Annotated in this window: 19 protein-coding genes; 7 read left to right on the plus strand and 12 right to left on the minus strand. The window is 72.2% G+C overall.

The window, feature by feature from the left end:
* Positions 1-5 precede the first annotated feature (5 nt).
* From ABZ738_RS12650 to rdgB, 5 genes are all read left to right on the plus strand, one after another.
* On the plus strand, positions 6-971 hold the full coding sequence (locus ABZ738_RS12650) for a pyridoxal-phosphate dependent enzyme (protein WP_131052086.1): 966 nt from the start codon (positions 6-8) through the stop codon (positions 969-971).
* Between the two features lie 260 nt (positions 972-1231).
* On the plus strand, positions 1232-1978 hold the full coding sequence (locus ABZ738_RS12655; protein ID WP_131052087.1) for an MBL fold metallo-hydrolase: 747 nt from the start codon (positions 1232-1234) through the stop codon (positions 1976-1978).
* A 53-nt stretch (positions 1979-2031) separates the two neighbouring features.
* A complete protein-coding gene (locus tag ABZ738_RS12660; RefSeq protein ID WP_357212818.1) occupies positions 2032-2445 on the plus strand; it encodes a hypothetical protein in 414 nt (137 codons plus the stop codon).
* Positions 2446-2527: 82 nt separating this feature from the next.
* A complete protein-coding gene (rph, locus tag ABZ738_RS12665; protein WP_176092854.1) occupies positions 2528-3253 on the plus strand; it encodes a ribonuclease PH in 726 nt (241 codons plus the stop codon).
* A gap of 115 nt (positions 3254-3368) precedes the next feature.
* Positions 3369-3986, plus strand: a complete 618-nt coding sequence (gene rdgB / locus ABZ738_RS12670) for an RdgB/HAM1 family non-canonical purine NTP pyrophosphatase (protein WP_131056644.1) — start codon at positions 3369-3371, stop codon at positions 3984-3986.
* Positions 3987-4053: 67 nt separating this feature from the next.
* On the opposite strand, the gene hutH is transcribed toward rdgB, so the two are convergent.
* From hutH to ABZ738_RS12700, 6 genes are read right to left on the minus strand one after another with little or no spacing between them, the layout of a single operon-like run.
* The gene (gene hutH / locus ABZ738_RS12675) at positions 4054-5589 is read right to left on the minus strand and encodes a histidine ammonia-lyase (protein WP_131056646.1); all 1536 of its coding nucleotides are present in this window, start codon (positions 5587-5589) and stop codon (positions 4054-4056) included.
* A complete protein-coding gene (gene hutI, locus ABZ738_RS12680; protein WP_357213297.1) occupies positions 5586-6767 on the minus strand; it encodes an imidazolonepropionase in 1182 nt (393 codons plus the stop codon). Before hutI ends, hutH begins: the two co-directional genes overlap by 4 nt.
* A 7-nt stretch (positions 6768-6774) precedes the next feature.
* Positions 6775-8139 (minus strand): formimidoylglutamate deiminase, encoded by a 1365-nt coding sequence (locus ABZ738_RS12685; RefSeq protein ID WP_357212822.1) that lies wholly within the window; start codon positions 8137-8139, stop codon positions 6775-6777.
* Positions 8136-9383: an allantoate amidohydrolase gene (locus ABZ738_RS12690; RefSeq protein WP_357212825.1), complete on the minus strand. Its 1248-nt coding sequence runs from the start codon at positions 9381-9383 to the stop codon at positions 8136-8138. Before ABZ738_RS12690 ends, ABZ738_RS12685 begins: the two co-directional genes overlap by 4 nt.
* A gap of 11 nt (positions 9384-9394) precedes the next feature.
* Positions 9395-11068: a urocanate hydratase gene (hutU, locus tag ABZ738_RS12695; RefSeq protein WP_131052680.1), complete on the minus strand. Its 1674-nt coding sequence runs from the start codon at positions 11066-11068 to the stop codon at positions 9395-9397.
* A 14-nt stretch (positions 11069-11082) separates the two neighbouring features.
* On the minus strand, positions 11083-11931 hold the full coding sequence (locus tag ABZ738_RS12700) for a MurR/RpiR family transcriptional regulator (protein ID WP_131052681.1): 849 nt from the start codon (positions 11929-11931) through the stop codon (positions 11083-11085).
* Positions 11932-12095: 164 nt separating this feature from the next.
* On the opposite strand from ABZ738_RS12700, the gene ABZ738_RS12705 reads away from it, so the two are divergent.
* Positions 12096-14009 (plus strand): serine protease, encoded by a 1914-nt coding sequence (locus ABZ738_RS12705; RefSeq protein WP_176092859.1) that lies wholly within the window; start codon positions 12096-12098, stop codon positions 14007-14009.
* Positions 14010-14018: 9 nt separating this feature from the next.
* Here ABZ738_RS12705 and ABZ738_RS12710 read toward each other — a convergent pair whose 3' ends face one another.
* The 6 genes from ABZ738_RS12710 to ABZ738_RS12735 all read right to left on the minus strand — a co-directional run bounded on the left by ABZ738_RS12710 (position 14019) and on the right by ABZ738_RS12735 (position 22602).
* A complete protein-coding gene (locus tag ABZ738_RS12710) occupies positions 14019-16133 on the minus strand; it encodes an acyltransferase family protein (protein WP_357212830.1) in 2115 nt (704 codons plus the stop codon).
* Between the two features lie 69 nt (positions 16134-16202).
* On the minus strand, positions 16203-17549 hold the full coding sequence (locus tag ABZ738_RS12715) for an O-antigen ligase family protein (RefSeq protein WP_357212833.1): 1347 nt from the start codon (positions 17547-17549) through the stop codon (positions 16203-16205).
* Between the two features lies 1 nt (position 17550).
* Entirely contained in the window at positions 17551-18897 is a 1347-nt protein-coding gene (locus ABZ738_RS12720) for an oligosaccharide flippase family protein (protein ID WP_161594939.1), read from the minus strand.
* The gene (locus tag ABZ738_RS12725; protein WP_131052686.1) at positions 18894-19958 is read right to left on the minus strand and encodes a glycosyltransferase; all 1065 of its coding nucleotides are present in this window, start codon (positions 19956-19958) and stop codon (positions 18894-18896) included. Before ABZ738_RS12725 ends, ABZ738_RS12720 begins: the two co-directional genes overlap by 4 nt.
* Positions 19958-20911, minus strand: a complete 954-nt coding sequence (locus ABZ738_RS12730) for a glycosyltransferase (RefSeq protein ID WP_131052687.1) — start codon at positions 20909-20911, stop codon at positions 19958-19960. The genes ABZ738_RS12725 and ABZ738_RS12730 overlap by 1 nt, the downstream gene beginning before the upstream one ends.
* Positions 20912-21057: 146 nt before the next feature.
* Positions 21058-22602, minus strand: a complete 1545-nt coding sequence (locus tag ABZ738_RS12735) for a sugar transferase (protein ID WP_236145684.1) — start codon at positions 22600-22602, stop codon at positions 21058-21060.
* Positions 22603-22964: 362 nt separating this feature from the next.
* Between ABZ738_RS12735 and ABZ738_RS12740 the strand changes: the two genes are divergently transcribed.
* Positions 22965-24422 (plus strand): sugar transferase, encoded by a 1458-nt coding sequence (locus ABZ738_RS12740; RefSeq protein ID WP_131052692.1) that lies wholly within the window; start codon positions 22965-22967, stop codon positions 24420-24422.
* The last annotated feature ends 47 nt before the right edge of the window (positions 24423-24469 follow it).

A 24469-nucleotide genomic window follows, 5' to 3' on the forward strand; every position in this document is an offset into this window, starting at 1 on the left:
CCGCGATGACGCGGTACGACAGCCTGCTGGACGCCTGCGGCGGTACGCCCCTGGTGGGGCTGCCCCGACTGTCGCCGACGGTGCCCGACGGGGCACCGCCGGTGCGGCTGTGGGCGAAGCTCGAGGACCGCAACCCGACCGGCAGCGTCAAGGACCGGGCCGCGATGTTCATGGTGCGGGCCGCCGAGGAGTCCGGCAAACTCCGGCCCGGCGACACGATCCTTGAGCCGACCAGCGGCAACACCGGCATCTCGCTGGCCATGGTGGCGAAGCTGCGCGGCTACCGGCTGGTCTGCGTGATGCCGGAGAACGTCTCGACCGAGCGGGTGCAGCTGCTCCGGATGTACGGCGCGGAGATCATCTTCTCGCCGGCGGCGGGCGGCTCCAACCAGGCGGTGGCCACCGCGAAGCAGATCGCCGCCGAGCATCCGGACTGGGTCATGCTGTTCCAGTACGGCAACGAGGCGAACGCCCGGGCGCACTTCGAGACGACCGGCCCCGAGCTGCTGCACGACCTGCCCACGATCACCCACTTCGTGGCTGGGTTGGGCACCACCGGCACGTTGATGGGGACCGGGCGCTACCTGCGCGAGAAGGTCGAGGGCATCCAGATCGTCGCGGCCGAGCCGCGCTACGGCGAGCTGGTCTACGGCCTACGCAACATCGACGAGGGGTACGTCCCGGAGCTCTACGACGCGACCGTGCTCAACCGGCGGTTCTCCGTCGGCACCCGGGACGCGGTACTGCGTACCCGGCAGTTGGTGGAGGTGGAGGGTCTGTTCGTGGGCTTCTCCACCGGGGCGGTGCTGCACGCCGCCCTGGCCGTGGCGCACGAGGCGGTACGGGACGGCCGCCGTGCCGACGTGGCGTTCGTGGTCAGCGACGGCGGCTGGAAGTATCTCAGCACCGGGGCGTACGGCGGCACTCTCGCCGACGCGGAGGACGCCCTGGAGGGGCAGCTCTGGGCCTGAGCCCGGCGACATCGACGAGGGTCATCGGCGTGATGCCGGTGGCCCTCGTCGCGTCGGACGGTCCAGATCAGCCGGTCCGGTAACCCGGGCTCGATCGGATGGGCGGAACGGGTGTCACGTTGGTGACAACTTCCAGCGGATCATTCTTGCGTTCAGGCGCGCGGGCGTAGGCTGCGCAGCGTGGCGTACGCGTCGGTATTGATCATCTCCGGAGCGGCGACCGGCTCGATCGCTACCTATCGTGACAGCGAGACAACTCGATGCGACTGACCGTCCTGGGCTGTGCGGGCAGCTTCCCCGGACCCGAGTCCCCGTGTTCGGCCTATCTGGTCGAGGCCGAGGACTTCCGGCTCCTGGTGGACTTCGGCCCGGGCTCGTTGTCCACCCTCCAGCGGTACGCCGGGCTGCACGCGCCGGACGCCATCCTCCTGACCCACCTGCACTGCGACCACATCCTCGACGCCGCGTCGTACGTGGTGGTCCGGCGGTACGCCCCGGACGGCCCGTACCCGCCGCTGCCGGTGTACGCCCCGGCCGGTGCCCCGGACCGGCTCGCCACCGCGTACGGGCAGGAGGACAGCACGGTCGAGGACGTGTACCAGTTCTACGCGCTGGAACCCGGCACCTTCCCGATCGGCCCGTTCACCGTCACCGTCGACCGGGTGCTGCACCCGGTGGAGACGTACGGTGTGCGGTTGGAGCACGGCGGCCGGACGCTCTGCTACTCGTCGGACACCGCCCCCTGCGAGGCGTTGCTGCGGTTGGCCCAGAACGCCGACGCCTTCCTCTGCGAGGCCAGCTACCTGGACGGCGTGGACAATCCACCCGATCTGCACCTCACCGGCCGGGAGGCGGGCGAGGCGGCGGCCAAGGCCAACGTGGGACGGCTGCTGCTGACCCACCTGGTGGCCGCCTGGGGCAGCGAGGCGCACACCGTCACCTCGGCGGCGGCCGCGTACAGCGGCCCGCTGGACGTGGTCCGACCGGGCGCCAGCTACGACATCTGAGCCTGCGCCGGGAGCGGGCAGCGGGGTCGTCGACCGGACTCTAGGATCGCCCGGTGACCGACCCCTCCGCCGGCCCACCCGATCCGCGTCCCGCCGACCGGCCGGCTTCTCCCGCGCCGGGCCGGCCGCCCGCCGGGCCGTACCCTCCGGCGTTCGTGCCGCACCCGCCGGGCGCCTGGGCACCCCCGCCGGGCCCCGGAGCGTACGGTCCTCCGCCACGCCCCGGACCGTTCCCACCGGCACCGGCACCGCGTCAGCGGCCCCGCACCGGCCTGGTGGTGGGTCTCCTGATCGGTGTCGCCGCGTTGCTGCTCGCGCTCTGCTGCTGCGGCGTGTTCGCCTACCGGGGGTGGTACCAACCGCGTCAGCTTCAGGAGCAGCGGGAGGAAATGGTCGAGACGGCCGGCGTACCGCCGGGGTCCACCGTGTCGACCGTTCGGCGAGCGACAGGCGGGTCGGCCTGGTGACCCTGGTCGTCGGTCGGCACGACCGAGTCGCCCCGACGGCACCCGGGGACGGTCCGATCGTGGCACCGCATAGGGTGCAGGCATGGCGCGACCTGACGGGCGGGAGCCCGACCGACTCCGACCGGTGACCCTGACCCGTGGCTGGAGCAGCCACCCGGAAGGCTCCGTGCTGGTGGAGTTCGGCGCGACCCGGGTGCTCTGCACGGCGAGCGTCACCGAGGGCGTGCCCCGCTGGCGCCGGGGCTCCGGGCTGGGTTGGGTCACCGCCGAGTACGCGATGCTGCCCCGTGCCACGAACACCCGGTCCGACCGGGAGAGCGTCAAGGGGCGGGTCGGTGGGCGTACCCACGAGATCTCCCGGCTGATCGGTCGGAGCCTGCGCGCGGGCATCGACCTCAAGGCCCTCGGCGAGAACTCGATCGTGCTGGACTGCGACGTCCTGCAGGCCGACGGCGGCACCCGGACCGCCGCGATCACCGGCGCGTACGTGGCGTTGCACGACGCGGTGAGCTGGCTCGCCGACCGCAAGGCCCTGGCCGGCAAGCCGGAGAAGGTGATGCACCGGTCGGTGTCGGCGGTCAGTGTCGGTGTGGTGTCCGGTGAGCCGCGCCTGGACCTGTGCTATGACGAGGACGTGGCCGCCGAGGTCGACATGAACGTGGTCTGCACCGGCACCGGGGACTTCGTCGAGGTGCAGGGCACCGGTGAGGCCGGCGTCTTCGCCCGCGAGCAACTGGACGCGCTGCTCGACCTGGCGGTCGCCGGCTGTCTGGACCTGGCCGAAGCCCAGCGCGCGGCTCTCCTGTGAGGGCCGTCGCGAGCGAACGTGAGCTTGCGAGCCCCACAGTCGCGAACGAAAGGTGACTCCGTGAGTGCGAGGAGTGAGCTTGCGAGCCCCACAGTCGCGAACGAAAGGTGACTCCGTGAACAAGGTCCTGCTCGCCACCCGGAACCGCAAGAAGCTCGTCGAGCTGCAGCGGATCCTCGACGGTGCGCTCGGCGCGCACCGGGTCGCCCTGATCGGGCTCGACGACGTCGAGGCGTACCCGGAGCTGCCGGAGACCGGGCTGACCTTCGGCGAGAACGCGCTGATCAAGGCGCGGGAGGGCTGTCGGCGTACGGGTCTGCCCACCGTCGCCGACGACTCCGGGCTGGCCGTGGACGCGCTCAACGGCATGCCGGGCGTGTTCAGCGCCCGCTGGGCCGGGCGGCACGGTGACGACCAGGCCAACCTCCAGCTCGTCCTGGACCAGATCGGCGACGTGCCGGACGAGCACCGGGGCGCCTCCTTCGTCTGCACGATCGCGTTGGTGCTGCCCGGTGGCAAGGAGCACCTCGTGGACGGCCGTCAGGCGGGTCGGGTGCTGCGTGCCCCGCGTGGTGAGGGCGGTTTCGGCTATGACCCGATCTTCCTGGGTGACGGTCAGGACCGCACCAACGCCGAGCTGACCCCGCAGGAGAAGGACGGGGTCAGCCACCGGGGCAAGGCCCTGCGCGAGCTGGCCGCCCTGATCGCGAAGGTCCTCCCCGCAACTCCCTGACCCACCACCAAGGTCGCCGCCCGGCCCGTCCGGGCCAGGGCCGGCTCTGCGCGGGCCAGCCGCACAGTCAGGTCAGGGGGCCGATCTCGGCCTCGATGGCGGTGCGCAGCGCGGGGCCGGACACCACGTCCCGGGCCGCCTCCATCAGCGGGGCGAGGAAGACGTCCGGGCCGGGTGGGCCGGCGACTCCGCCGAGGGCGGCGATCGCCGCCTGTCCGGCCGGGGACGGCGTCAGCGGGGCCCGGAGCTGGAGTCCGCGTACGGCGGCGAGCAGTTCCACCGCGAGCAGGCTGGTCAGGTTGTCCAGGACCGTCCGCAGCTTCTTGGTCGCCGCCCAGCCCATCGAGACGTGGTCCTCCTGCATGCCGCTGGTGGGCAGCGAGTCCACCGAGGCGGGCGCGGCCAGCCGCCGGTTCTCCGCCACGATCCCGGCGGCGGTGTACTGGGCGATCATCAGCCCGGAGTTGACCCCCGCGTCGGGGGAGAGGAAGGCGGGCAGGTCCCGCGAGCGGGTCACGTCGAGCAGCCGGTCGACCCGACGTTCGGAGATCGCACCCACCTCGGACGCGGCGATGGCCAGGTAGTCCGCCGCGAAGCCCAGCGGGGCGCCGTGGAAGTTCCCGGTCGACTCGACCCGCCCGTCCGGCAGCACCACCGGGTTGTCCACCACGGACACCAGTTCCCGGCCAGCGACCGTCCGGACGAAGTCCAGCGTGTCCCGGGCCGCTCCGGCGACCTGGGGCGCGCACCGCATCGAGTAGGCGTCCTGCACCGCGTGGGCCAGGTCGTCGCGGTGCGAGTCCATCACCGCCGAGTTCTGCAACAAGCGGTGGATGTTGGCCGCCGAGACGCCCTGCCCGGGATGCGGGCGGATGGCGTGCAGCTCCGGGCGGAACGGCCGCTCGGAGCCGAGCATCGCCTCGATCGCCAGGGCGGCGGTCACGTCGGCCATGGTGAACAGGTGGGCGGCGTCGTGGATCGCCAGCAGCAGCATGCCGAGCATGCCGTCGGTGCCGTTGATCAGTGCCAGTCCCTCCTTGGCGGCCAGCTCCACCGGAGCGAGACCGGCCTGCCGCAACGCGTCGGCGGCGGGCCGCCGCTCCCCGGCCGGGCCGAGCACCCAACCCTCGCCGAGCAGCACCAGCGCGCAGTGCGCCAGCGGTGCCAGGTCGCCGGAGGCACCCAGCGAGCCGTGCTCCGGCACCCACGGCGTCACGTCGTGGTTGAGCAGGTCGACCAGGGCCTCGGCGACCAGCGGCCGTACCCCGGAGTGGCCCAGCGCCAGCGAACGGACCCGCAGCAGCATCATCGCCCGCACCACCTCGCGGGGCATCGCCGCGCCGACGCCCGCCGCGTGCGAGCGGATCAGCGCGTGCTGGAGTTCGGCACGTCGCTCGGGGGCGACGAACGTGTTGGCGAGCGCGCCGAAGCCGGTGGAGACGCCATACACCGGACGACCGGCGGCCTCGATGCCGTCCACGATGGACCGGCTGGTCGCCATCGCGGCGATCGTGGCCGGGTCGAGCACGACGGTGGCGGCACCGCGCGCCACGGCGAGCACGTCGGCGGGACAGACCCCGGTGGGTTCGATGGTGACGGTCATCGTGGCACTCCGTTGCGCAGGACCTGGCGGATGAGGGGTACTCCCGGCCGGTAGGCCAGGTGCAGGTGGGACGGGGCGTCGAGGATCATCAGGTCGGCCCGTGCACCGGGCCGCAGCACGCCGACGTCGGTGCGGCGCAACGCCTGCGCGCCGCCTGCGGTGGCGGCCCACACCGCCTCCGCCGGGGTCATCCGCATTTCGCGGACGGCCAACGCGACACAGAACGGCATCGACGACGTGTACGACGAACCGGGGTTGCAGTCGGTGGCGAGGGCGACGGTGACCCCGGCGTCGAGCAGCCGACGCGCGTCCGGATACGGCGACCGGGTGGAGAACTCGGCACCCGGCAGCAGCGTGGCGACCGTGCTGCCCTCGCTGGCTGCCAGCGCGTCCACGTCGGCGTCGTCCAGGTGCGTGCAGTGGTCCACACTGGCCGCGCCGAGTTCCACCCCCAGGCGTACCCCCGGGCCGGGGCCGAGTTGGTTGGCGTGCACCCGTACGCCGAGACCGGCCGCCTGTCCGCAGGTCAGGATCGCCCGCGCGTGGTCGGCGTCGAACGCGCCCCGCTCGCAGAACACGTCGATCCACCGGGCGTACGGCGCGGCGGCGGCCAACATCGGCCCACAGACCAGCCCCACGTACTCGTCGGGCCGGTCGGCGTACTCGGTCGGCACCACGTGCGCGCCGAGGAACGTGGTCTCCTCGGTCACCTCGGCGGCGATCCGCACCGAGCGGGCCTCGTCGGCGACGGTGAGGCCGTACCCACTCTTGATCTCGATCGTGGTGGTGCCCTGCCGCAACGCCTCGTCGTGCAGTCGGCGCACGGTGGCGCGGAGCTGCCCGTCGGTGGCCGACCGGGTGGCGCCCACGGTGGTCCGGATGCCACCACCGGTGTACGGCTGCCCGGCCATCCGGGCCGCGAACTCCGTCGCCCGGTCCCCGGCGAAGACCAGGTGCGCGTGACTGTCCACGAACCCGGGCAGCACCGCCGCGCCGTCGGCGTCGATCCGCCGGTCCGCAGCCGGCGCGTCGGCGGCCGGACCGACCCAGACCACCTCGCCCGCCTCGACCAGCAGGGCGGCCCGCCGACGGAGGCCCAACGGCCCGCCCTCGCCCGCGCCGGCCTCGTTGGTGACCAGCTCGCCGATGTTGTCCACCAGCAGGCTGCCCGCGCGCACCTTCGGCTCACTGGGCACCGGTCACCTCGGCGATGGCCGTGGCCAGCTCGCGGGGGACGTCGACCCGGACGTGCCGGCCGTCGCGGACCAGCACCCGGCCGTCGACCACCACCTGGGTCACGTCGGCGGCGCCGGCCGCGAACCACACACCCGCCGGGACCACCCCGGCCGTGCGTACGCTGTCCAGCCGCACCGTCACCAGGTCGGCGCGGTCACCGACGGCGAGCCGACCGGCGTCGGTCCAGCCCAGCGCGGCGTGCCCGGCCTCGGTGGCGGCGGTGAGCAGCTCGGCCGGGGCGAAGTGGCCGCGCCGACGGGTCCGCAGCCGCTCGTCGAGTTCCATCGCGCGGGCCTCCTCGAACGGGTCGATCACGGCGTGACTGTCGCTGCCCAGGCTCAACGGGATCCCCGCGTCGGCCATCCGGCGGGCCGGTCCGAGGCCGTCGGCGAGGTCGCGTTCGGTGGTCGGGCAGAGACACACCCCGGTCCGGCTCTCCCCGAGCAGGGTCACGTCGGCGCTGGTGGGGTGGGTGGCGTGCACCGCCGTGGTGGCCGGTCCCAGCACACCGTGCTCGGCCAGCAACCCGGTCGGCGTCAGCCCGTGCACCGCCCGGCAGGCGTCGTTCTCGGCGGGCTGCTCCGACAGGTGCACGTGCAGCGGTGCGTCACGTCGTCGCGCCCACCCGGCCACGGTGGCGAGCTGGTCGGCCGGGACGGCCCGGACCGAGTGCACGGCCGCGCCGACTCGGGCGCGCTCCCGGTCCGTGGTGAACGCGGTGACCCGTTCCGCCCACCGCTGCGCGTCACCGTCGCCGAAGCGCTCCTGCGGCCCGACCAACGGCGCACCGTCCACCCCGGCGGTCAGATAGCAGGTGTCCAGCAGCGTCAGCCGGATCCCGGCCTGTGCCGCCGCCTCGACCAGCGCCGCGCCCATCGCGTTCGGGTCCGCGTACGGGGCGCCGCCCGGACCGTGGTGCAGGTAGTGGAACTCGCCCACACAGGTGATCCCGGCCAGCGCCATCTCGGCGTACACCGCGCGGGCCAGCGCCAGGTACGTGTCCGGGTCCAGGCGACCGGTCACCGCGTACATCTGGTCGCGCCAGCTCCAGAAGTCGCCGCGCCCGCCGTGGGTGCGCCCGCGCAGCGCCCGGTGGAACGCGTGCGAGTGGGCGTCGGCCAACCCGGGCAGCGTCAACCCGGGCAGCCGCACCGCGTCGGCGAGCACGTCCACGCCCGCGTCCGGGTCGCCGCCGGGAGTCAGCGGCGTCACGCCGGTGATCCGGCCGTTGACCGTCTCGATCAGCACGTCCGGGGTCGGCGCGGCGTGTGCGGGCAGCCACGCGTACTCGGCGAGCCAGCGGGTGGCGGTCATCCGGCACGCTCCGCGTCGCGCCGGACCGCCCGCGTCAGCTCCGCCAGCACCTCGGTCAGGGCGGTCACCCCGGCCGCGCAGTCCGCGTCGGTGGCCGACTCGGCGGGGGAGTGCGACACACCGCTCGGGTTGCGGACGAAGAGCATCGCCGTCGGTACGTGTGCCGCCAGCACCCCCGCGTCGTGTCCGGCCCCGGTCGGCAGCACCGGCGCGGCCAGCAGCCCGGCCAGCCGGTCGGCCAACCCGCCGTCGAAGCAGACCAGCGGCGTCGCCGACTCCTCGGTCAGGGTCACCTCGGTTCCGTCGCGTCGGGCCCGTTCGGTGGCCTTGGCGCGTACCGCCTCGACCAGCCCGGTGAGGGCCTCCGGCTCGGCGGCCCGCGCGTCCAGCCAGCCGGTCACCCGGGACGGGATCGCGTTGGTGGCGTTCGGCTCCACGGTCACCCGACCCACGGTGGCGTGCGCGTCGCGCAGCCGGGCCTCCTTGTTCGCCGCGAGCACCGTGAACGCGTACGTCAACATGGGATCGCGGCGGTCGGCCATCCGGGTCGTACCGGCGTGGTTGCCCTCGCCCGTGACGTCGAAGCGCCAGCGGCCGTGCGGCCAGATGGCGCTGGCCACCGCCACCGGTGCGTCCCGGTCGACCAGCGCGCGGCCCTGCTCGACGTGCAGCTCCACGAAGGCCGCGAAGCGGCCCAGCAACGCCGGATCGGCCCCCGCCGGCGGGTGTCCCAGCGCCTCGGCGAAGCTGACCCCGGCCGCGTCCCGCAACGCGCCCGCCCGATCGGGACTGATCTGGCCGGTGAGCAGCCGCGAACCCAGGCAGGGTACGCCGAAGCGGGCGCCCTCCTCCTCGACGAAGGCGGCGACGACCAGGGGCCGGGCCGGAGTGACACCGGCCGCTCGCAGTTCGTCCACGGCGAGCCAGGCGCTGACGATGCCGAGCGGCCCGTCGTACGCCCCGCCGTGCGGCACCGAGTCGAAGTGGCTGCCGGTCAGCACCGCGCCACCGGCGTCCGGGTCACCCCACCAGGCGAAGAGGTTGCCGTTGCCGTCCTGCGCCACCGGCATGCCCCGGGCGTCGGCCTGCTCCCGGAACCACGCCCGCAGGCGCAGCTCCGGTGCGGTGAGCGCGTAGCGCAGGTAGCCGCCGCTGTCCGCGTCCCGCCCCACCGGCGCGATCTCGTCCCACAGTTCCCTGAACCTGAAAGGAAGGGACCCTTCCTCTACCGTATGCGTTAGCAAGGGACCCCTCCTCACTCGGACATCGGCACGCGGACGCCGGTGCGGGCGGCGACCTCGCGGGCCGCGTCGTAGCCGGCGTCGACGTGCCGGATCACCCCCATCGCCGGATCGTTGGTGAGCACCCGCTCGATCTTCTGCCCGGCCAGCGCGGTGCCGTCGGCCACGCACACCTGCCCGGCGTGCAGCGACCGGCCGATGCCCACCCCACCCCCGTGGTGGATCGACACCCAGGACGCCCCGCTGGCGGTGTTCACCAGCGCGTTCAGCAGCGGCCAGTCGGCGATCGCGTCGGAGCCGTCGGCCATCGCCTCGGTCTCCCGGTACGGGCTCGCCACGCTGCCGCAGTCCAGATGGTCCCGCCCGATCACCACCGGGGCGCTCAGTTCACCGGCGGCGACCATCTCGTTGAACCGCACACCCGCGACGTCCCGCTCGCCGTAGCCGAGCCAGCAGATCCGCGCCGGCAGGCCCTGGAATGCGACCCGCTCACCGGCCATCCGGATCCAGCGGGCCAGCGGCTCGTTCTCCGGGAACAGCTCCAGGATCGCCCGGTCGGTGGCCGCGATGTCGGCCGGGTCGCCGGAGAGCGCCGCCCACCGGAACGGCCCCTTGCCCTCGCAGAACAACGGCCGGATGTACGCCGGCACGAAGCCGGGGAAGTCGAAGGCGCGCGGGTACCCGCCGAGCTGTGCCTCGCCCCGGATCGAGTTGCCGTAGTCGAAGACCTCCGCACCGGCGTCGAGGAAGCCCACCATCGCCTCGACGTGCTTCGCCATCGACGCCCGCGCCCGGTCGGTGAACTCGGCGGGCTTGGCCGTCGCGTAGTCCCGGGCGTCAGCCGGCTCCACCCCCTCCGGCAGGTACGACAGCGGATCGTGGGCGCTGGTCTGGTCGGTGACCACGTCGATCGGCACACCCCGGCGCAGCAGCTCGGGGAAGACCGTGGCGGCGTTGCCGACGACGCCGACGCTGAGCGCCCGCCGGTCCCGCTTCGCCGCCAGGACCCGCGCGACCGCGTCGTCCAGGTCGTCGCCGATCTCGTCCAGGTAGCGGTCGTGCACCCGCCGTTCGAGCCGGGTGCGGTCGACGTCCACGATCAGGCAGACGCCGCCGTTCATGGTGACCGCCAGCGGCTGGGCGCCACCCATCCCACCGCACCCGCCGGTGAGCGTCAGCGTGCCGGCGAGGGTGCCGCCGAACCGCTTCTCGGCGACGGCCGCGAAGGTCTCGTAGGTGCCCTGGAGGATGCCCTGGGTGCCGATGTAGATCCACGAGCCGGCGGTCATCTGGCCGTACATGGTCAGACCGAGCTGTTCCAGGCGGCGGAACTCCGGCCAGGTCGCCCAGTCACCGACCAGGTTGGAGTTGGCCAGCAGCACCCGGGGCGCCCACTCGTGGGTCCGCAGCACCCCGACGGGCCGACCCGACTGCACCAGCATCGTCTCGTCGTCGCGCAGGTCGGTCAGCGTACGCACCAGGGCGTGGTAGGACGGCCAGTCCCGCGCGGCCTTCCCGGTGCCGCCGTAGACGACCAGGTCGTCGGGGCGCTCGGCGACCTCCGGGTCGAGGTTGTTCATCAGCATCCGCAGCGCGGCCTCCTGCGGCCAGTTGCGCGCCGTACGCGTGGTGCCGCGCGCGGCCCGGATGTGTCCGGTGCCGGGCGCGGCCGGGATGGACTGCGTCATGTGCGGAACGCCTCCTAACCGAGGAACAACTGACGACGGGTGGCCGAGGCCTCGAACGCCTCCAGCCGACGCTGGGTCTCGGCCGGCGCGGCGTCGCAGATCGCCTGGAGCAGCACCATGGCCAGGGTCATCGGAGCGGTGTGCAGGTCGAACACGAGCTGCGCGCCGACCGCCGCGGCGAGCACCACGTCGGCGTGCTCGGTCGCCGGGCTGACCGGCGAGTCGGTGATCGCGACCACGGTCAGCCCGGCGGCCCGGGCTTCGCCCAGCGCGTCCAGGGTCTCCCGGGGATAACGAGGCAGCACGAACGCCAGCAGCGCCCCGGCCCCGGCCTCGGCCGCCTGTTCCAACCGGTCGGTGAGCAGGCTGCCGCCGTCGTCGAGCACCCGCACGTCCGGGTGCACCTTGGCGGCGAAGTACGCGAAGTACGCGGCCAGCGGCGCGGCGGCGCGCAGCCCGAGCACGGGCAGAGGTCGACTGGCGGCCAGCAGTCGCCCGGTCTCGGCGATCCGGTCCCGGTCGGCGAGCTGCCCGGCCAGCCGGTCCAGGTTGCCCATCTCGGCGCGTACGGCCTGTTGTAGCTCGTTGCCGGCGGTGTCCGGACCCGGCGCGGCGGCGGTCAGCTCGCGCAACCGGCGGCGCAGCGCCGGATAACCGTCGTGGCCGAGCGCCACCGCGAACCGGGTGACCGACGGCTGGCTGACCCCGGCCAGCTCGGCGACCTCGGCGGCGGAGAGATAGCCGACGGAGGGCGCGTGCTGCACCAGGCAGTGCGCGATGCGCCGCTGCGTCGGGGTCAGTCGCACCCCGTCGAAGAGGCCGACCATTCGTTCGGTCGACGCGACGGTGGCTCCGTCATTCATTCGTCGACTCTATGCATGAAAACTTTCACGAGGCAACCCTTCCCGACCCCTGCCCGGTCGTGACCTGCGGGTTCGAATCGGCGAGGAAAGGCCCACGACCGGCGGACAGGGCGAGGTGCGGCGGGTCGATAGGATCCGCACGGCGGTCGACTAGAGGAGTTGTCATGCAGCCGGACGGCCCCTACCGGTACACCCACCTGCTGGGCGGGTCACCGGTCGGCAAAGCGTGGGCAGCCATCGACGGGCAGGGCCGTTTCGTGACGGTGGCGGTGCTCGACGCCGCAGTGGCCGCTTCTCCGGGCTGGCGTGAGGCGTTCGCCGGGATCGTCAACCACCTGGCGCAGGCGCCCGGTGGACTGCCCTTCACCTACGCCGACTTCTCCGCCGCCGCGCCCTGGGTGGCCTATCCCGCCGAGACCGGACCGGCCGCGGAGAAACTCTTCCGGGCCCTCGGGGTCGACTACCAGCCCGTACCCACGCCGGCCCCGCCGCCGGTGTCGGGTCCGCCCGCTCCGGTGTCCGGTGCGCCCCACCCCACCTCCGGTCCGCCGCGCGCGGTGTCCGGTGCACCGCACCCGACCTCCGGTCCGCCGCTTCCGACCTCCGGTGCGCCCCACTCGGTCTCCGGTCCGCCGCGACCGGTCTCGGCTGCTTCGCAACCGGTCTCCGGCCTGCCCAGGCAGCCGATTTACGCCGATCCTGTCTCGGGCGCGCCGATCTCCCCGGGCCTCGGTCCGTCCCTCGACGATCCGCCGCAGCACGATCCGTTCACCGCCCCGGCGCGCCGGATCCAGCCATCCGCACCACCCAAGCGGCAGACCGGTCTGTGGGTCGCGGTCGCCGCGCTGCTCCTGGCTGCCGTCGCTGGTGGCGGCGCCGGCGTCTGGGCCATCTCGGCGAGCGGGTCCGACCCCTCGACGCCAGCTCCCGCCCCGACCGCCACTCCGCCCGCACCGGGGCTCAAGCCGTGGGCGGAGGCCACGCCGCGTAGCGCGGAGGAGCGCACCCTCGCCACCGCGGCGCCGTCGATGGTCTTCCTGGAGGCCGTCCTCACCGGCTTCATCCGCAACCGGCAGGACAACGCACTGCTGCACCCGGAGCCGTTCACCTTCAGCCGTCGGTGCACCGGGGTCGTGGTCAACAACGACGGTCACGTGCTCACCAACGGGCAGTGCGTGCAGCCCGCCCCGGACATCCTGCTCGAACATGCGCTCGGTTCGTTGGCCGACACCCGCGTGGCCGACGGCGAGCTGAAGGCCGCCGAGGTCAGCGGTTTCGTCCGGGCCCGGCTGGCAAGCAGCGTCTTCACCGGACCCGAGGCGGGCACGCCACCGGCGGCCACCCTGTACGGACAGCTGAACGTGGCGAAGGGTGACCTCAAGGACGGCGCGGCGATTCCCGGCACCGTGGTCCGCGCGCTCAGCCTCGACGAGGGCAATCTGGCGCTGGTGAAGCTGGACCAGGCGAACCTGCCCGCCGTGGAGCTGAACACCTCGGCCACCGTGACCGCCGGGACGGCGTTGCACGCGCTCGGCTACGGCACCACCGACACCGACTACCGCTCCGCCGCCTACCAGGTGCTGACCAAGCCGGTGCAGGTGACCGAGCTGGACGTCGAGTCGTCGACCTACCGCATCAACGAGGACATCGGCTCCTCGTCCCGAGGTGGCATCGTGGTCGACGGCGAGGGCCGGGTGGTGGGGATGCTCGACAACGACCTGTTGCAGCCCGACCGGCTGAACCGGCTCGTGGTCCCGGTCTCCCGGATGACCGGACTTCTCGACGCGGCCGGTGTCGCGCACGCGCTCGGCGAGCCTGACCGGATCTACCGCAGCGCCCTGGACGCGTACTTCGGTGACGACGAGGCCGAGGCCGCCGCCCGGTTCGCCGAGGCAGCGGAGGCGGCACCGATGAACGCGTTGGCGCAGGCGTACCGTGAGGCGTCCGTGGCCGCCGGTGGGGAGGTGCCGTCCTCCCGGCCCGGCTGGGCGGTACCGCTGCTGGTAGCGGCCGGAGTCGCACTGGTGGGTGGAATCGTGGTGGTGGTCCTGCTGCGGCGGCGACCGAATGCACGGTGACGCCCGGGGCTAGTCGGTCGACGGCGGACCGAGGATCGGAATCAGCGCGTCGTCGAACAGCGGAGCCAACCGGCGGGCGTAGTCGGGCGTGACGTGGTTGCCGTCGCGTCGCACGATGACCCCGCCGATGAAGATGGGGCAGCGGCCGGAAAGACAGAACCAGTCCGTGGTGGGGATGTACCAGGAACCCTTACCACCCCAGACCCGCTGGTCGGCCTCGGCGTACGTCCGGTACTCCTCGGAGAGCGCCGAGATGCAGTCGCGGGGCGCGGAGAGCCGGGTGATGCAGGTCTTCGGGTCGGGGCCGAGCGGCGGCGGTTGCAGGGCCACCACCCGGCCCGCCGCACCGAGCCACCTCTCCTTGGCGGTGCGGGCGGCCTGCTCCCACTCGGCCAGCGACGGGTTCCCGCCGGTGTCGGCGAACCGCTGCCGGTAGGCGTTGCTGAGGATCACCAGATCGGGCCGGCTGTTCTCGACGACGGTACGTACCGCCCGCCGGTGACCGGGGCACGTCTCGGTGATGCTGGCGGTCGGTGACACCGTGTCCGAGGCGAGGAAGGGGCAGCCGGCGTAGGTCAGGTCCCGCACCTCCCACCCGTCCGGTTCGAGCACCCGCCGCACCAGGGGCAGCCAGGCACTGCCGATCGAGTCTCCGACAACGACCGCCAGCCTGCGGGGGCGTGGCGTGACGGTGCAGTCGTTGCCCTCCGGGACCGAGGGCCGGCAACCCTGGCCGTCCCCCCGTGTGAATCCCAGAGTGTCCAGTTCGCCTGGGGGAGGGGTCAGCACCGGCCAGTCGGCGGCGTCGAGTGCCGCCCCGATCTGCTGTGACAGCTCCCGCTGCGACGCGACCACCGCCACCTCCGGTCCAACCTGCGGCGACGACGAGGTCCGGACCGCTACCGTGCCCACCGTGACCGTCACCGCGGCCAGCGTCACCAGGACGGCGGTGCGGCGGATCCGGGCCACACCGCTGGGTTGTCGGGGCTTGCCCGGAGGCCGTCGTTCCAACCAGGACGATCGACGGACCGGATTCTCCACCAGGTGGTAGGAGAGCACCGAGAACACCGCCGTGCCGACGAGCGTGAGCAGCGCGACGACGTGTCCACCGGTCGGCAGGGCGGCCCCGATCAGGACGAGCAGCGGGAAGTGCCATAGGTACAGCGAGTAGGAGATGTCACCGACGTATCCGACCGCCCGGTTGGTCAGCGGGAACATAAGCCGCTGGCCACCGACGCCACCGGCGATGACCAGGGCCGTCGAGATCACCGCCAGGAAGGCGCCCGGGACGGGGAAGGGCGACTGCGCGGTGATGACGAGCACCGAGACGACCAGGCCGGTCAGGCCGAGCCACTGGTATGCCGGGCGGGCCGGGGCCGGAATCCGGGCCAGCAGCGGTGCCGCCACCGCGAGCAGCGCACCCACCCCGAGTTCCCAGGCACGGGAGAAGGTCGAGAAGTACGCGACGGTCGGGCGGTGACCGACCTCCCACAGGGCGAACGCGATGGAGCCGACGACCACGGCCGCCAGCACCATGCCGACCGCCCACCGGGAGCCGCTACCGTACCTGCCCCGTCGGGCGGCCATGCCGAGCACCGCCACCAGCAGCACCGGCCAGACCAGATAGAACTGCTCCTCGACGGAGAGCGACCAGTAGTGCCGCAACGGCGAGACCGGTCCGTCAATCTGCCAGTAGTCCGTGCCGGTGTACGCGAATCGCCAGTTGGCCGCGAAGAGACCGGCCCAGAGCGCGTCCCAGGCCGTCGCGCGGACCCGCTCGCCGAAGAACAGCAGCGACGACGCGAGGTACGTGCTCACCAGGACGAGCATCGCCAGCGGCAGGATTCGGCGGACCCGTCGACGGTAGAAGTCCGTGAAGGAGATCCGTCCTCTGCGGTCGTGTTCGTCGAGCAACAGGCCGGTGATCAGGAAACCGGAGACGACGAAGAAGACGTCGACGCCGACGAACCCGCCGGCCGGCCACCCGAAGACGTGTTCGAGGATCACCACCACGACCGCGAACGCGCGCAGTCCCTGGATGTCCCGTCGGAAACCCGAGCCGGGCGTCGACGGCCGCCGGGCGGCGGCCCGATGAACCGGCGCCGTGAGGGAGCCTGACGACATCGGGTCCTTCCTCACACCAGCGGACCTGCGGCCCGCGACGACTGTGGCGGAGACCGGTCCGGAGCCCGGTCAGTCACGCGCCTCGGTGGGCGTACGACCGAAGGGGGGCCGGCCGGTCCTGCGGCGGAGCCGGGCCAGCGCTCCCGGCCGGCGGTCGGCCGTCGCGTCGACCGGGACGGGGCCGGTCGATCCTAGCGCGGACTTCGTCAACACCATCAGGACGAAGATCCAGGTGAGTCCGTCGACCGAGAGCGGGTTCCAGACCACCTCGGTGAACGAGTAGATCACGAAGAGTGCCACCGGTGCCTTGGCGGAGAACGCGCGCCCGTCGACGACAGGCGCGCGCAGCAGCGTGGCCAACAACAGGCCCCACAGGGTCAGTGCGACGAAGCCGCCGGAGAAGATGGCGAGCACGTAACCCGAGTGGAAGAAGTGGTGTGGAGCCTCGCCGATGTCCCGCAGGTAGTACCACTTGGAGACGCCCACACCCGTGGCCTCCGCACCGGCGATGTACTCCCGCACGTGGATCCAGATGTTCCCCCGGTTGCTCAGGGTGGTCTTGGAGGCGCTCCAGGTCAGATAGGTGGCCACGGCTGCGGCGCCGACGACCAGCGACACGCAGAGGGCGAAGTGGATCCGCTGGTACGGCCGGTACCACTGGAGCACCCACGCGCCGAGCACCCAGACGCCGACGGCGGCCAGTGCCAGGTAGCTCGTCCGGGACCCGGTCGCCACGATGACCAGCAGGCAGAACGCCACCACCGCCCACCGCTCGGCCCGGCGCAACGCGCAGACGGCGGCGACCAGCGTGAACGAGGTGATCAGAGCGATGTAGTTCTCGGAGTCGTAGAAACTCTTGAACAGTCCGCCCGCCAGTGAGCACTTCTCCAACTGCCCATCGGTGCAGGCCCGCCATGCCTGTCCGTAGACGGCCGTCGGGATGGTGAGCAGAGCCAGGACGGCCAGCCCGGTGTAGGCCATCGCGCCCAGGCTCACCGGGGCCCCCGTCGCCAGCAACCAGGCCGCCACCAACAGCAGACCGGCGGCGGCATACGCCGGCAGTCGTGACCCGTACACGCCGTCCCCGGTGAGGACGTCGACGGCGACGCACCAGACGAGCACGGCCCCGGCCAACCCCAGGCAGATCCGTCGCCAGGTCTCGGGCAGGCCGGCCAGCCGTCCGCGGCGTGCCACGAGCAGCCAGACGACCAGGGCGAACACCAGGACGCCGATGAGCGCCGACGAGTGGTCCCCGGCCAGTACGGGCGCGGCGTTCGCGAGCACCGCGAATCCGATGAGCGCGACGGCGGTCGACGCACCGCCGAAGCTGGCGGCGACCGCCTTACGCGCGTACACCAGCCAGCCGGCCACCGCGAGACCGCTGGCGCTCAGCAGGACACCGAAGAGTGTGGTCACCTCAGACCCTTTCCATGGAACGTGGCGCGGGGGGCGTGCCCGCCGGGTCGCGGCGGACGGCGACGGCGAGACATCCCCAGAGCAGTACGGCGAGCAGCGCGTCGCAGGCCAGACTGGAGTAGACGGCACCCTGCCAGCCGTACGCCGGAATGAGCCACAGGTTGAGCAGGACGTTCAGCACACCGACGCCGATCTGGCAGACCGTCCGTCGCCCCTGCATCCGGGCTCCGGACAAGGCATCTGCGGCAAGGTAGTGCAGAGACTTCAGCACGAGCAGCGCGCTCAGGCCCTGGAGCGCCGGCACGGCTGCCTCGAAGTCGGCACCGAACACCAGCGGCATCATCCACGAGAAGGCGACCAGCAGCAGGCTCACCGGCACGCTGAAGGCCAGGAATCGCGGCAACAGGCCCCGGGCCATCCGCAGGGCCGCCCGAGGGCCGTTGCGGCCCGCCTCGAAGAACCGGGGATAGGCGATCGCGCTCATCGACCGGGCCGGTGTGTACGCCAGGTCGACCACCCGGTAGGCCGCGGCGTAGATGGCGGCGCTCTCGGGGGTGCCCAGACGCGAGAGCATGACCTTGTCGACGTCGTTGTAGACCGACTGGGCCGACAGCCCGACGGCGAAGAGCATCCCGGTCCGAGCCTGTCCGAGGGAGCCCCGGACGCTGATCGCGTGCCGGCCTCCGCCGCGCAGCCCGCCCAGGATCACCGGCAGGCACACGACGACGGATAGCACCACGGACGTCACCGCCCACTCGTGCAACGTGATCGGTCCCGCCGCGACGGCCAGCACCACGGCGCCGGCCAGCCGACAGACGTGCAGCAGGGCCGGGATCAGCGCGGCGAGCAGGATCCGACCGCGTACCTGGATCGACGCCGCCACGGCCTCGATGAGCCGCCACGCGACCAGGTCGGCGAAGGCCAGACAGAGCAGGTCCACCACTCCGACGTCGGCGCCCCAGATGGCCAGCCCCGCGGCGGCGACCAGGACGGTTGCCGCGCAGCCGAAGACGGTGGACAGGAACAACCCACGCACGAGGTGGCGGGCCCACTCGCCCGGCGCGTCCGCGTAGTTCTGCATGATCAGGCTCGGCGCGCCGGCGGACGCGAAGGGCGAGACCACCGCGACCAGCGCGGTGACACCGACGAAGAGACCGTACGTGCTGATCGGCATCTCCCGCGCCAGCAGCACGAAGAGAGCTCCCTGGGCGAGGGTGCGCAGCAGGGTACCGGTGAAGAAGGTGCCGGACTTGCGCAGGAAACCGTCGCCTCGACCGGCGCGGAACGGCCTGCGTCGACCGGGTCGTGGACGACCATCGTCCGCGACGTCACCGGGCACCGCTGTCACGTCAACGCCTCCACCCACCGGCCCCCGACCGTCGCCGGGTCCAACCCGGTGCACCGGGCGTGCCACGCCTTCTCGAAGTCCGTGACGCCGGGGCGGCCGTCCCCGGCCAGCCGCACGATCGCGGCGGCGAGTGCCTCGGCCGAGGTGTCCGCCGCCAGCGTGCCCGGGACGAAGGTCGGGATCATCTCGTCCAGGGCGGGCACCGGCAGCGCGGCGACCGGCAACCCCGCCTCGGCGGCCTCCACGATGCTGAAGCCGAACGTCTCGGCACGGGACGGATGCACCAGCATGTCCGCCTCGGTCAGGAGACGGGCCACCGTCGGCACCCGGCCGAGGAAGGTCGTACGGTCCTGCAACCCGAGCCGACGCGCCGTGTCGTGCAGCAGTTCACGCTCCTCCCCGTCCCCGGCGAGCGTCAGCTGGTAGTTCGTGGGCAGCAGGGCCAGCGCTTCGAGCGCGCAGGAGTGGTTCTTGTACGGCCGGAAGGCGGCCGTGGTGAGCAGGCGGATCCGCGCCCGGTCCGGCACCTCGCGTGGCGCGACGAACGGCTTGGCCGGCATCGGGTTGAGGATCGTCACCACCCGCTGCTCGGGATCGAGTCGCCGGACGGTCCGCGCGACACCGTCGGAGACGGCGACGACGAGTCGGGGCCGCAGCGCGCGGGCCCGGGCTGCCCGGGCGAGCATCCGGACCCGGCCGTCGATGCGCAGCCGCTCCGGCAGCAGCGAGTGTTCCCAGGCGACGTACTCGCGACCGGTGCCGGTCAAGGCGGCACCGACCGGGACACTGCCCCAGAGTCCGCTCGCCACGATCTGCGTGTTCGCCGGGAGACGTGGCAACCGGCGTCGTAACGGTGGGACCGCCTCCATCAGGCGGGTGATCCGGGTGCCGAGACCGAGCGTGTCGATCGCCAGGTCGCCCAGGGAGGCCGGGACGGGCCCCGACACCACGGTCGCCGACACCTCGACGCCCTGGTCGTGAAGTCCTCGCATCAGCAGCGCGGCGGCGAGTTCCATGCCGTACAGCGGTTCCAGTTGGGGGAGCACGAAGTGCAGACGCATCACTGCTGCCCACCCGTGGGGACCCCGCCGGTGGTCCGGGACTTGCGCATCGCCACCCGTTCGAGCACGGAGCGCGGCACGAGGCCGAGTGCCGCGAGAACGGCGTTGCTCGCCGACGGAACGGAGTTGCGTCGGATCGCCCGCACCATCTCGCGTACGCCCTCGCGGTCACGGGCCTGGAGCGCGTACCGCAGGGTCTGTGCGGTGACGAAGTCGGCGAAGGTCTCCGGTGCCCAGACGCCCTCCCAGCGTTGGGCCCAGGCCCATGAGGTACGCCAGTCGGCGCCCGCCGAGATCGAGCCGGGGCTGCCCACGGTGTAGACAGCGGTCGCCTCCTCGATCTGCACGATCTTCGCACCCGGCAGTCGGGCCGCCCGGACGAGCCAGTCCCAGTCCTGATGGCGGGGTAGCGACTCGTCCCACGGGCATTGTGTGGCCAGCGTCATGGTGGTCAGCAGCGTCGAGGTCGGCAGCGACTGGCGTGCCACCCCGAGTTGCCGTCGACGAAACAGGTAGTCCTCCGGTCGCTGGCCATCGGCGATCAGCGTGCCCGGCACGGCGGCGGGAAGCGGATCGGCGCCCGCCTTGCGCTGCAGCGTCCGCGACGACACCACTGGCAGCCAGCCCTCGCCGGCCAGCCGTTCCAGGACGGGCAGTTGGGCGGCGAGCTTGCCGGGCAACCACGCGTCGTCGTCGTCGAGGAACGCCACGTGGCTACCTGGCGCGGCATGGCGTACGCCCAGGTTGCGCGCGTGTGAGCCGCGTCGTCCGCCGCCGGTGCAGACGATCTCGTCGATCTGGCCGCGCACCTCGGACACGCTGGTCGGTACCTCGGCGAGATCGCATACGACGACCACGTGCACCGAGACACCGCGCTGCGCGCGGGCGGTGGCGACCGCCTCGGCGAGGCTGGGCCTGCCCGTCGTCGGGATGACTACCGAAACGTCCGGCATCGGGATTTCTCCAAGCGGTTCGGCTGCACGCGGTGAGGGCGTCGCCGGTGGGTTCAGGGGCACGTCGGTGAGGGCGTCGCCGGTCGCGGGCGGGCGATCAGGTCGCCGGTCCGGTCCGGACGACGGCACGGACTATGGCAGATCGGTCAGCGACCACCACCGCGGAACACCTCTGCCACCGTCCGCAGGAGCACCTTGGTGTCCAGCCACAGTGACCAGTTCTCGATGTAGTAGTTGTCGAAGCGGGCGCGATCGGAGATCGGCGTATCGCCTCGCAGGCCGCTGACCTGGGCGAGGCCGGTGAGTCCCACCGGCACCCGGTGACGCATGGCATAGCTGGGATATTCGGCGGAGAACTTCTGCACGAAGTACGGGCGCTCGGGGCGCGGGCCGACCACACTCATGTCGCCCTTGAGGATGTTCCAGAGCTGAGGCAGTTCGTCCAGGGAGGTACGCCGGAGGAAACGCCCGATCGGGGAGACCCGGCGGTCGTGCGCGATCGACCAGTTGGTCTGTGACTCCTGCTCGTCGAGTGGCCGCATGGTGCGGAACTTGATGATGTCGAAGGATCGACCGTGTCGACCGATGCGCTCCTGCCGGAAGAAGACGCCGCGCCCTCCGTCGACGAACGCGAGTGCGGCGCAGAGCAACAGAACTGGGCTGAGCAACAGCAGGGCCGAGCCGGCGAAGAGCACGTCGGAGGCGCGCTTGAGTGCCCAGTGCGGCCCGGACAGGATGGTGTCGCTCACCTTGACGATCGGGATGGCGCCGATGTGGTCGCCGTGGGACCGGGAGCCCCAGAGCCGGGGGGCCGCCCACAGGTCGCAGGTGGCGACCGGGGGCTGCCGGAGGATCTCCATCAGCACCAGCTCGGGACAGTCCGGATCGGCGATGATCAAAACGTCGCACTCGGTCAGCCGTACCAGATGCCCGAGCTGGTCGAGCGTGCCGATGACGGGCACCGTGGACGAGGTCGCCGGTGACGGGCTGTCGACGTGCCCGACGAACCGCAGCCCGTAGCGGGGGTAGCGACGCAGCAACCGGGCCAGTTCCACGGCGGTGGGTCCACTGCCGATGATGATGGCGTTGTGCTCGACCCAGCGGCGACGGCGGGCCAGGGTGGCGATCTCTCGGGTGAGCAGCCGACCGGCCAGCACCAGGACGGCGGCGATTGCCATGCCGCGAATGAAGCCGACGAGGTACTGCGGGGAGTCGTGGCGCAGCGCCGCGAGGATCACGACGATCGCCGAGGAGGCCAGCAGCCGGCCGCAGAGGCTCGGCAACTCGTCGAGGATGCTCACGTGGCGGCGGGCGCGGTAGAGCCCTCCGGCGGCGAAGACGGCCACCGTCAGGGCGGTCATGACGAGGGTGCCACGCCAGTACTGCGGGGTGACGGCGAGCGGCGACAGCAGTGCGGCGACGTCGACCGGGGCGGTCAACATCCAGGCACGCAGACCACGGGTACGGGCCGAAGCGCGGGAACCGGCGTACGGCAGCACCGTGGTCACGTCGAGACCGGGCCGCGGGCCGGTTTCCGTTGCCGCCGATGCGGGTGGGGCCTCGGCGGCTTCGGTCACCTGCGGGTCGTGGCTCTCGTGCTCCGGCTCCGGAGGCTGCTGGTCCAGGATCGACATTCCCGCGTCGTCGGGCACGCTCGTGGCCGGACAGCCCACGACAGGTTGCCTCGACATGTCCAGTTCCTCTCCCCCGCGGAGTGAACGCCGTTGGCGTCGGAGCCACCGGAGCGAACGCAGGATACGGCGGCCCTGGTGACAGCCGCCAGACCCGGTGGGTCAATAGATGAGCTACTTTCCGCCTACCACCGGGGTTACGGGGCGGCCTGCCGACAGCGGCCCCTGTCGAGACACCGTGAACCTTCGTCCACCGTGCACCGTACGGTTGGGCACTCGTGGCGTTCGTTATCGTCACGATTGACGAGGCTGGTGAAAGGAAAGTCGTGTCCGCGCACACCCAGTTCCTCAAGACGGTGGGACCGGTACCGGCCCCGCGCTTCGACCCCGATCTCGGGGTGATCACACCTCCGTCCAACGGCATGCCCCGGTCGGTCTTCGGTCGTCCGGTCGCGCCCCGGGCGAAGTGGCGACGGCGGTACATGGCCTGGCTGATCGCGCTCGACTTCCTCGCCGCGTGGGCCGCCAGCCAGACGGTCGTCACGGTGTTCGAGGAGGCGGACGCCGGCTTCTGGGACGAGCGGCTGCTCGGTGTCAGCACCTTCGCGCTGGTGGCCAACCTGATCGTGCCGTTGATGTGGTTGACCATCCTCGCCGGTGCCGGCGCGTACGACCGGCGGGCGCTCGGACGGGGCACCGAGGAACTCAAGCGGGTGGTCCGGGCCAACGTGGCGATGGCCGCCGCCGTCTCCTTCCTGGCCCTGGGCTTCAAGAAGGACCTGTCCCGGGCCACCGTCGCCGCGATCATCATCGGCCTGCTGGTGTACACCGTCTTCGTCCGGTTCGTGGCCCGGGTGGTGCTCCGCCGGATCCGTCGCAGCAGCCAGCGGGCCTCGCAGAAGGTGCTGCTGGTGGGGCGCCTCTCGGACGCCCTGGCGGTGCACGAGGTGGTGACCCGCAACGCCGGTGCCGGTCTGCGTCCGGTCGCCATCCACCTGCCCCGGTTCCCTCGGGCGGGTGAGCGGGTGGAGGCGCCGGTGCCGGTCTATGTCGGCTGGGATCTGGTGCCGCTGGTCCAGCAGTTGGGGGCCGACACCATCGCGGTCTGCGGTCCGGCCAGCCTGGAGTCGTACGAGTTGCGCAAGCTGGCCTGGCAGTTGGAGGGCACCGGCCTCGACCTGGTCGTGGTGCCGCAGGTGACCGACATCACCGGGCCACGGATCCACGTCCGTCCGATCGAGGGCCTGCCGCTGTTGAACGTCGAGGAACCGACGATCTCCGGCCTGTCCCTGCTGGCCAAGAGCGTGATGGACCGGCTCTCGGCGCTCGCCGGGCTGATCGTGCTGAGTCCGCTGCTGCTCGGGATCGCGGTGGCGATCAAGGTGACCGATCCCGGTCCGGTGATGTTCCGGCAGAGCCGGATCGGTCACCAGGGCAAGGCGTTCAAGGTGTGGAAGTTCCGCACCATGTACACCGACGCCGAGCAGCGGTTGGAGGCCCTGCGGGCGCACAACGAGAGCGACGGCCTGCTCTTCAAGATGAAGAACGATCCGCGGGTCACGCCGATCGGTCGGCATCTGCGTGCCCTGTCGCTCGACGAACTACCTCAGTTGATCAACGTGTTGGCAGGGCAGATGTCCCTGGTCGGGCCGCGCCCGTTGCCGACCGAGGACGACGACTATCGCGGCGACGTCCGGCGTCGACTGCTGGTCCGTCCGGGCATCACCGGCCTCTGGCAGATCTCCGGCCGATCCGACCTGACCTGGGAGGACGCCGTCCGGCTGGACCTGCACTACGTCGACAACTGGTCGCTCGTCTACGACCTCGGCATCCTCTGGCGCACGGTGCGGGTGGTGCTGGCCCGGCGCGGCGCGTACTGAGATCGGGCAGTGGTGGTGCGGCGCCCCGACCGGAGCGCCGCACCACC

It is taken from the genome of Micromonospora sp. NPDC047793 (assembly GCF_040642635.1).
Taxonomy (GTDB): domain Bacteria; phylum Actinomycetota; class Actinomycetes; order Mycobacteriales; family Micromonosporaceae; genus Micromonospora.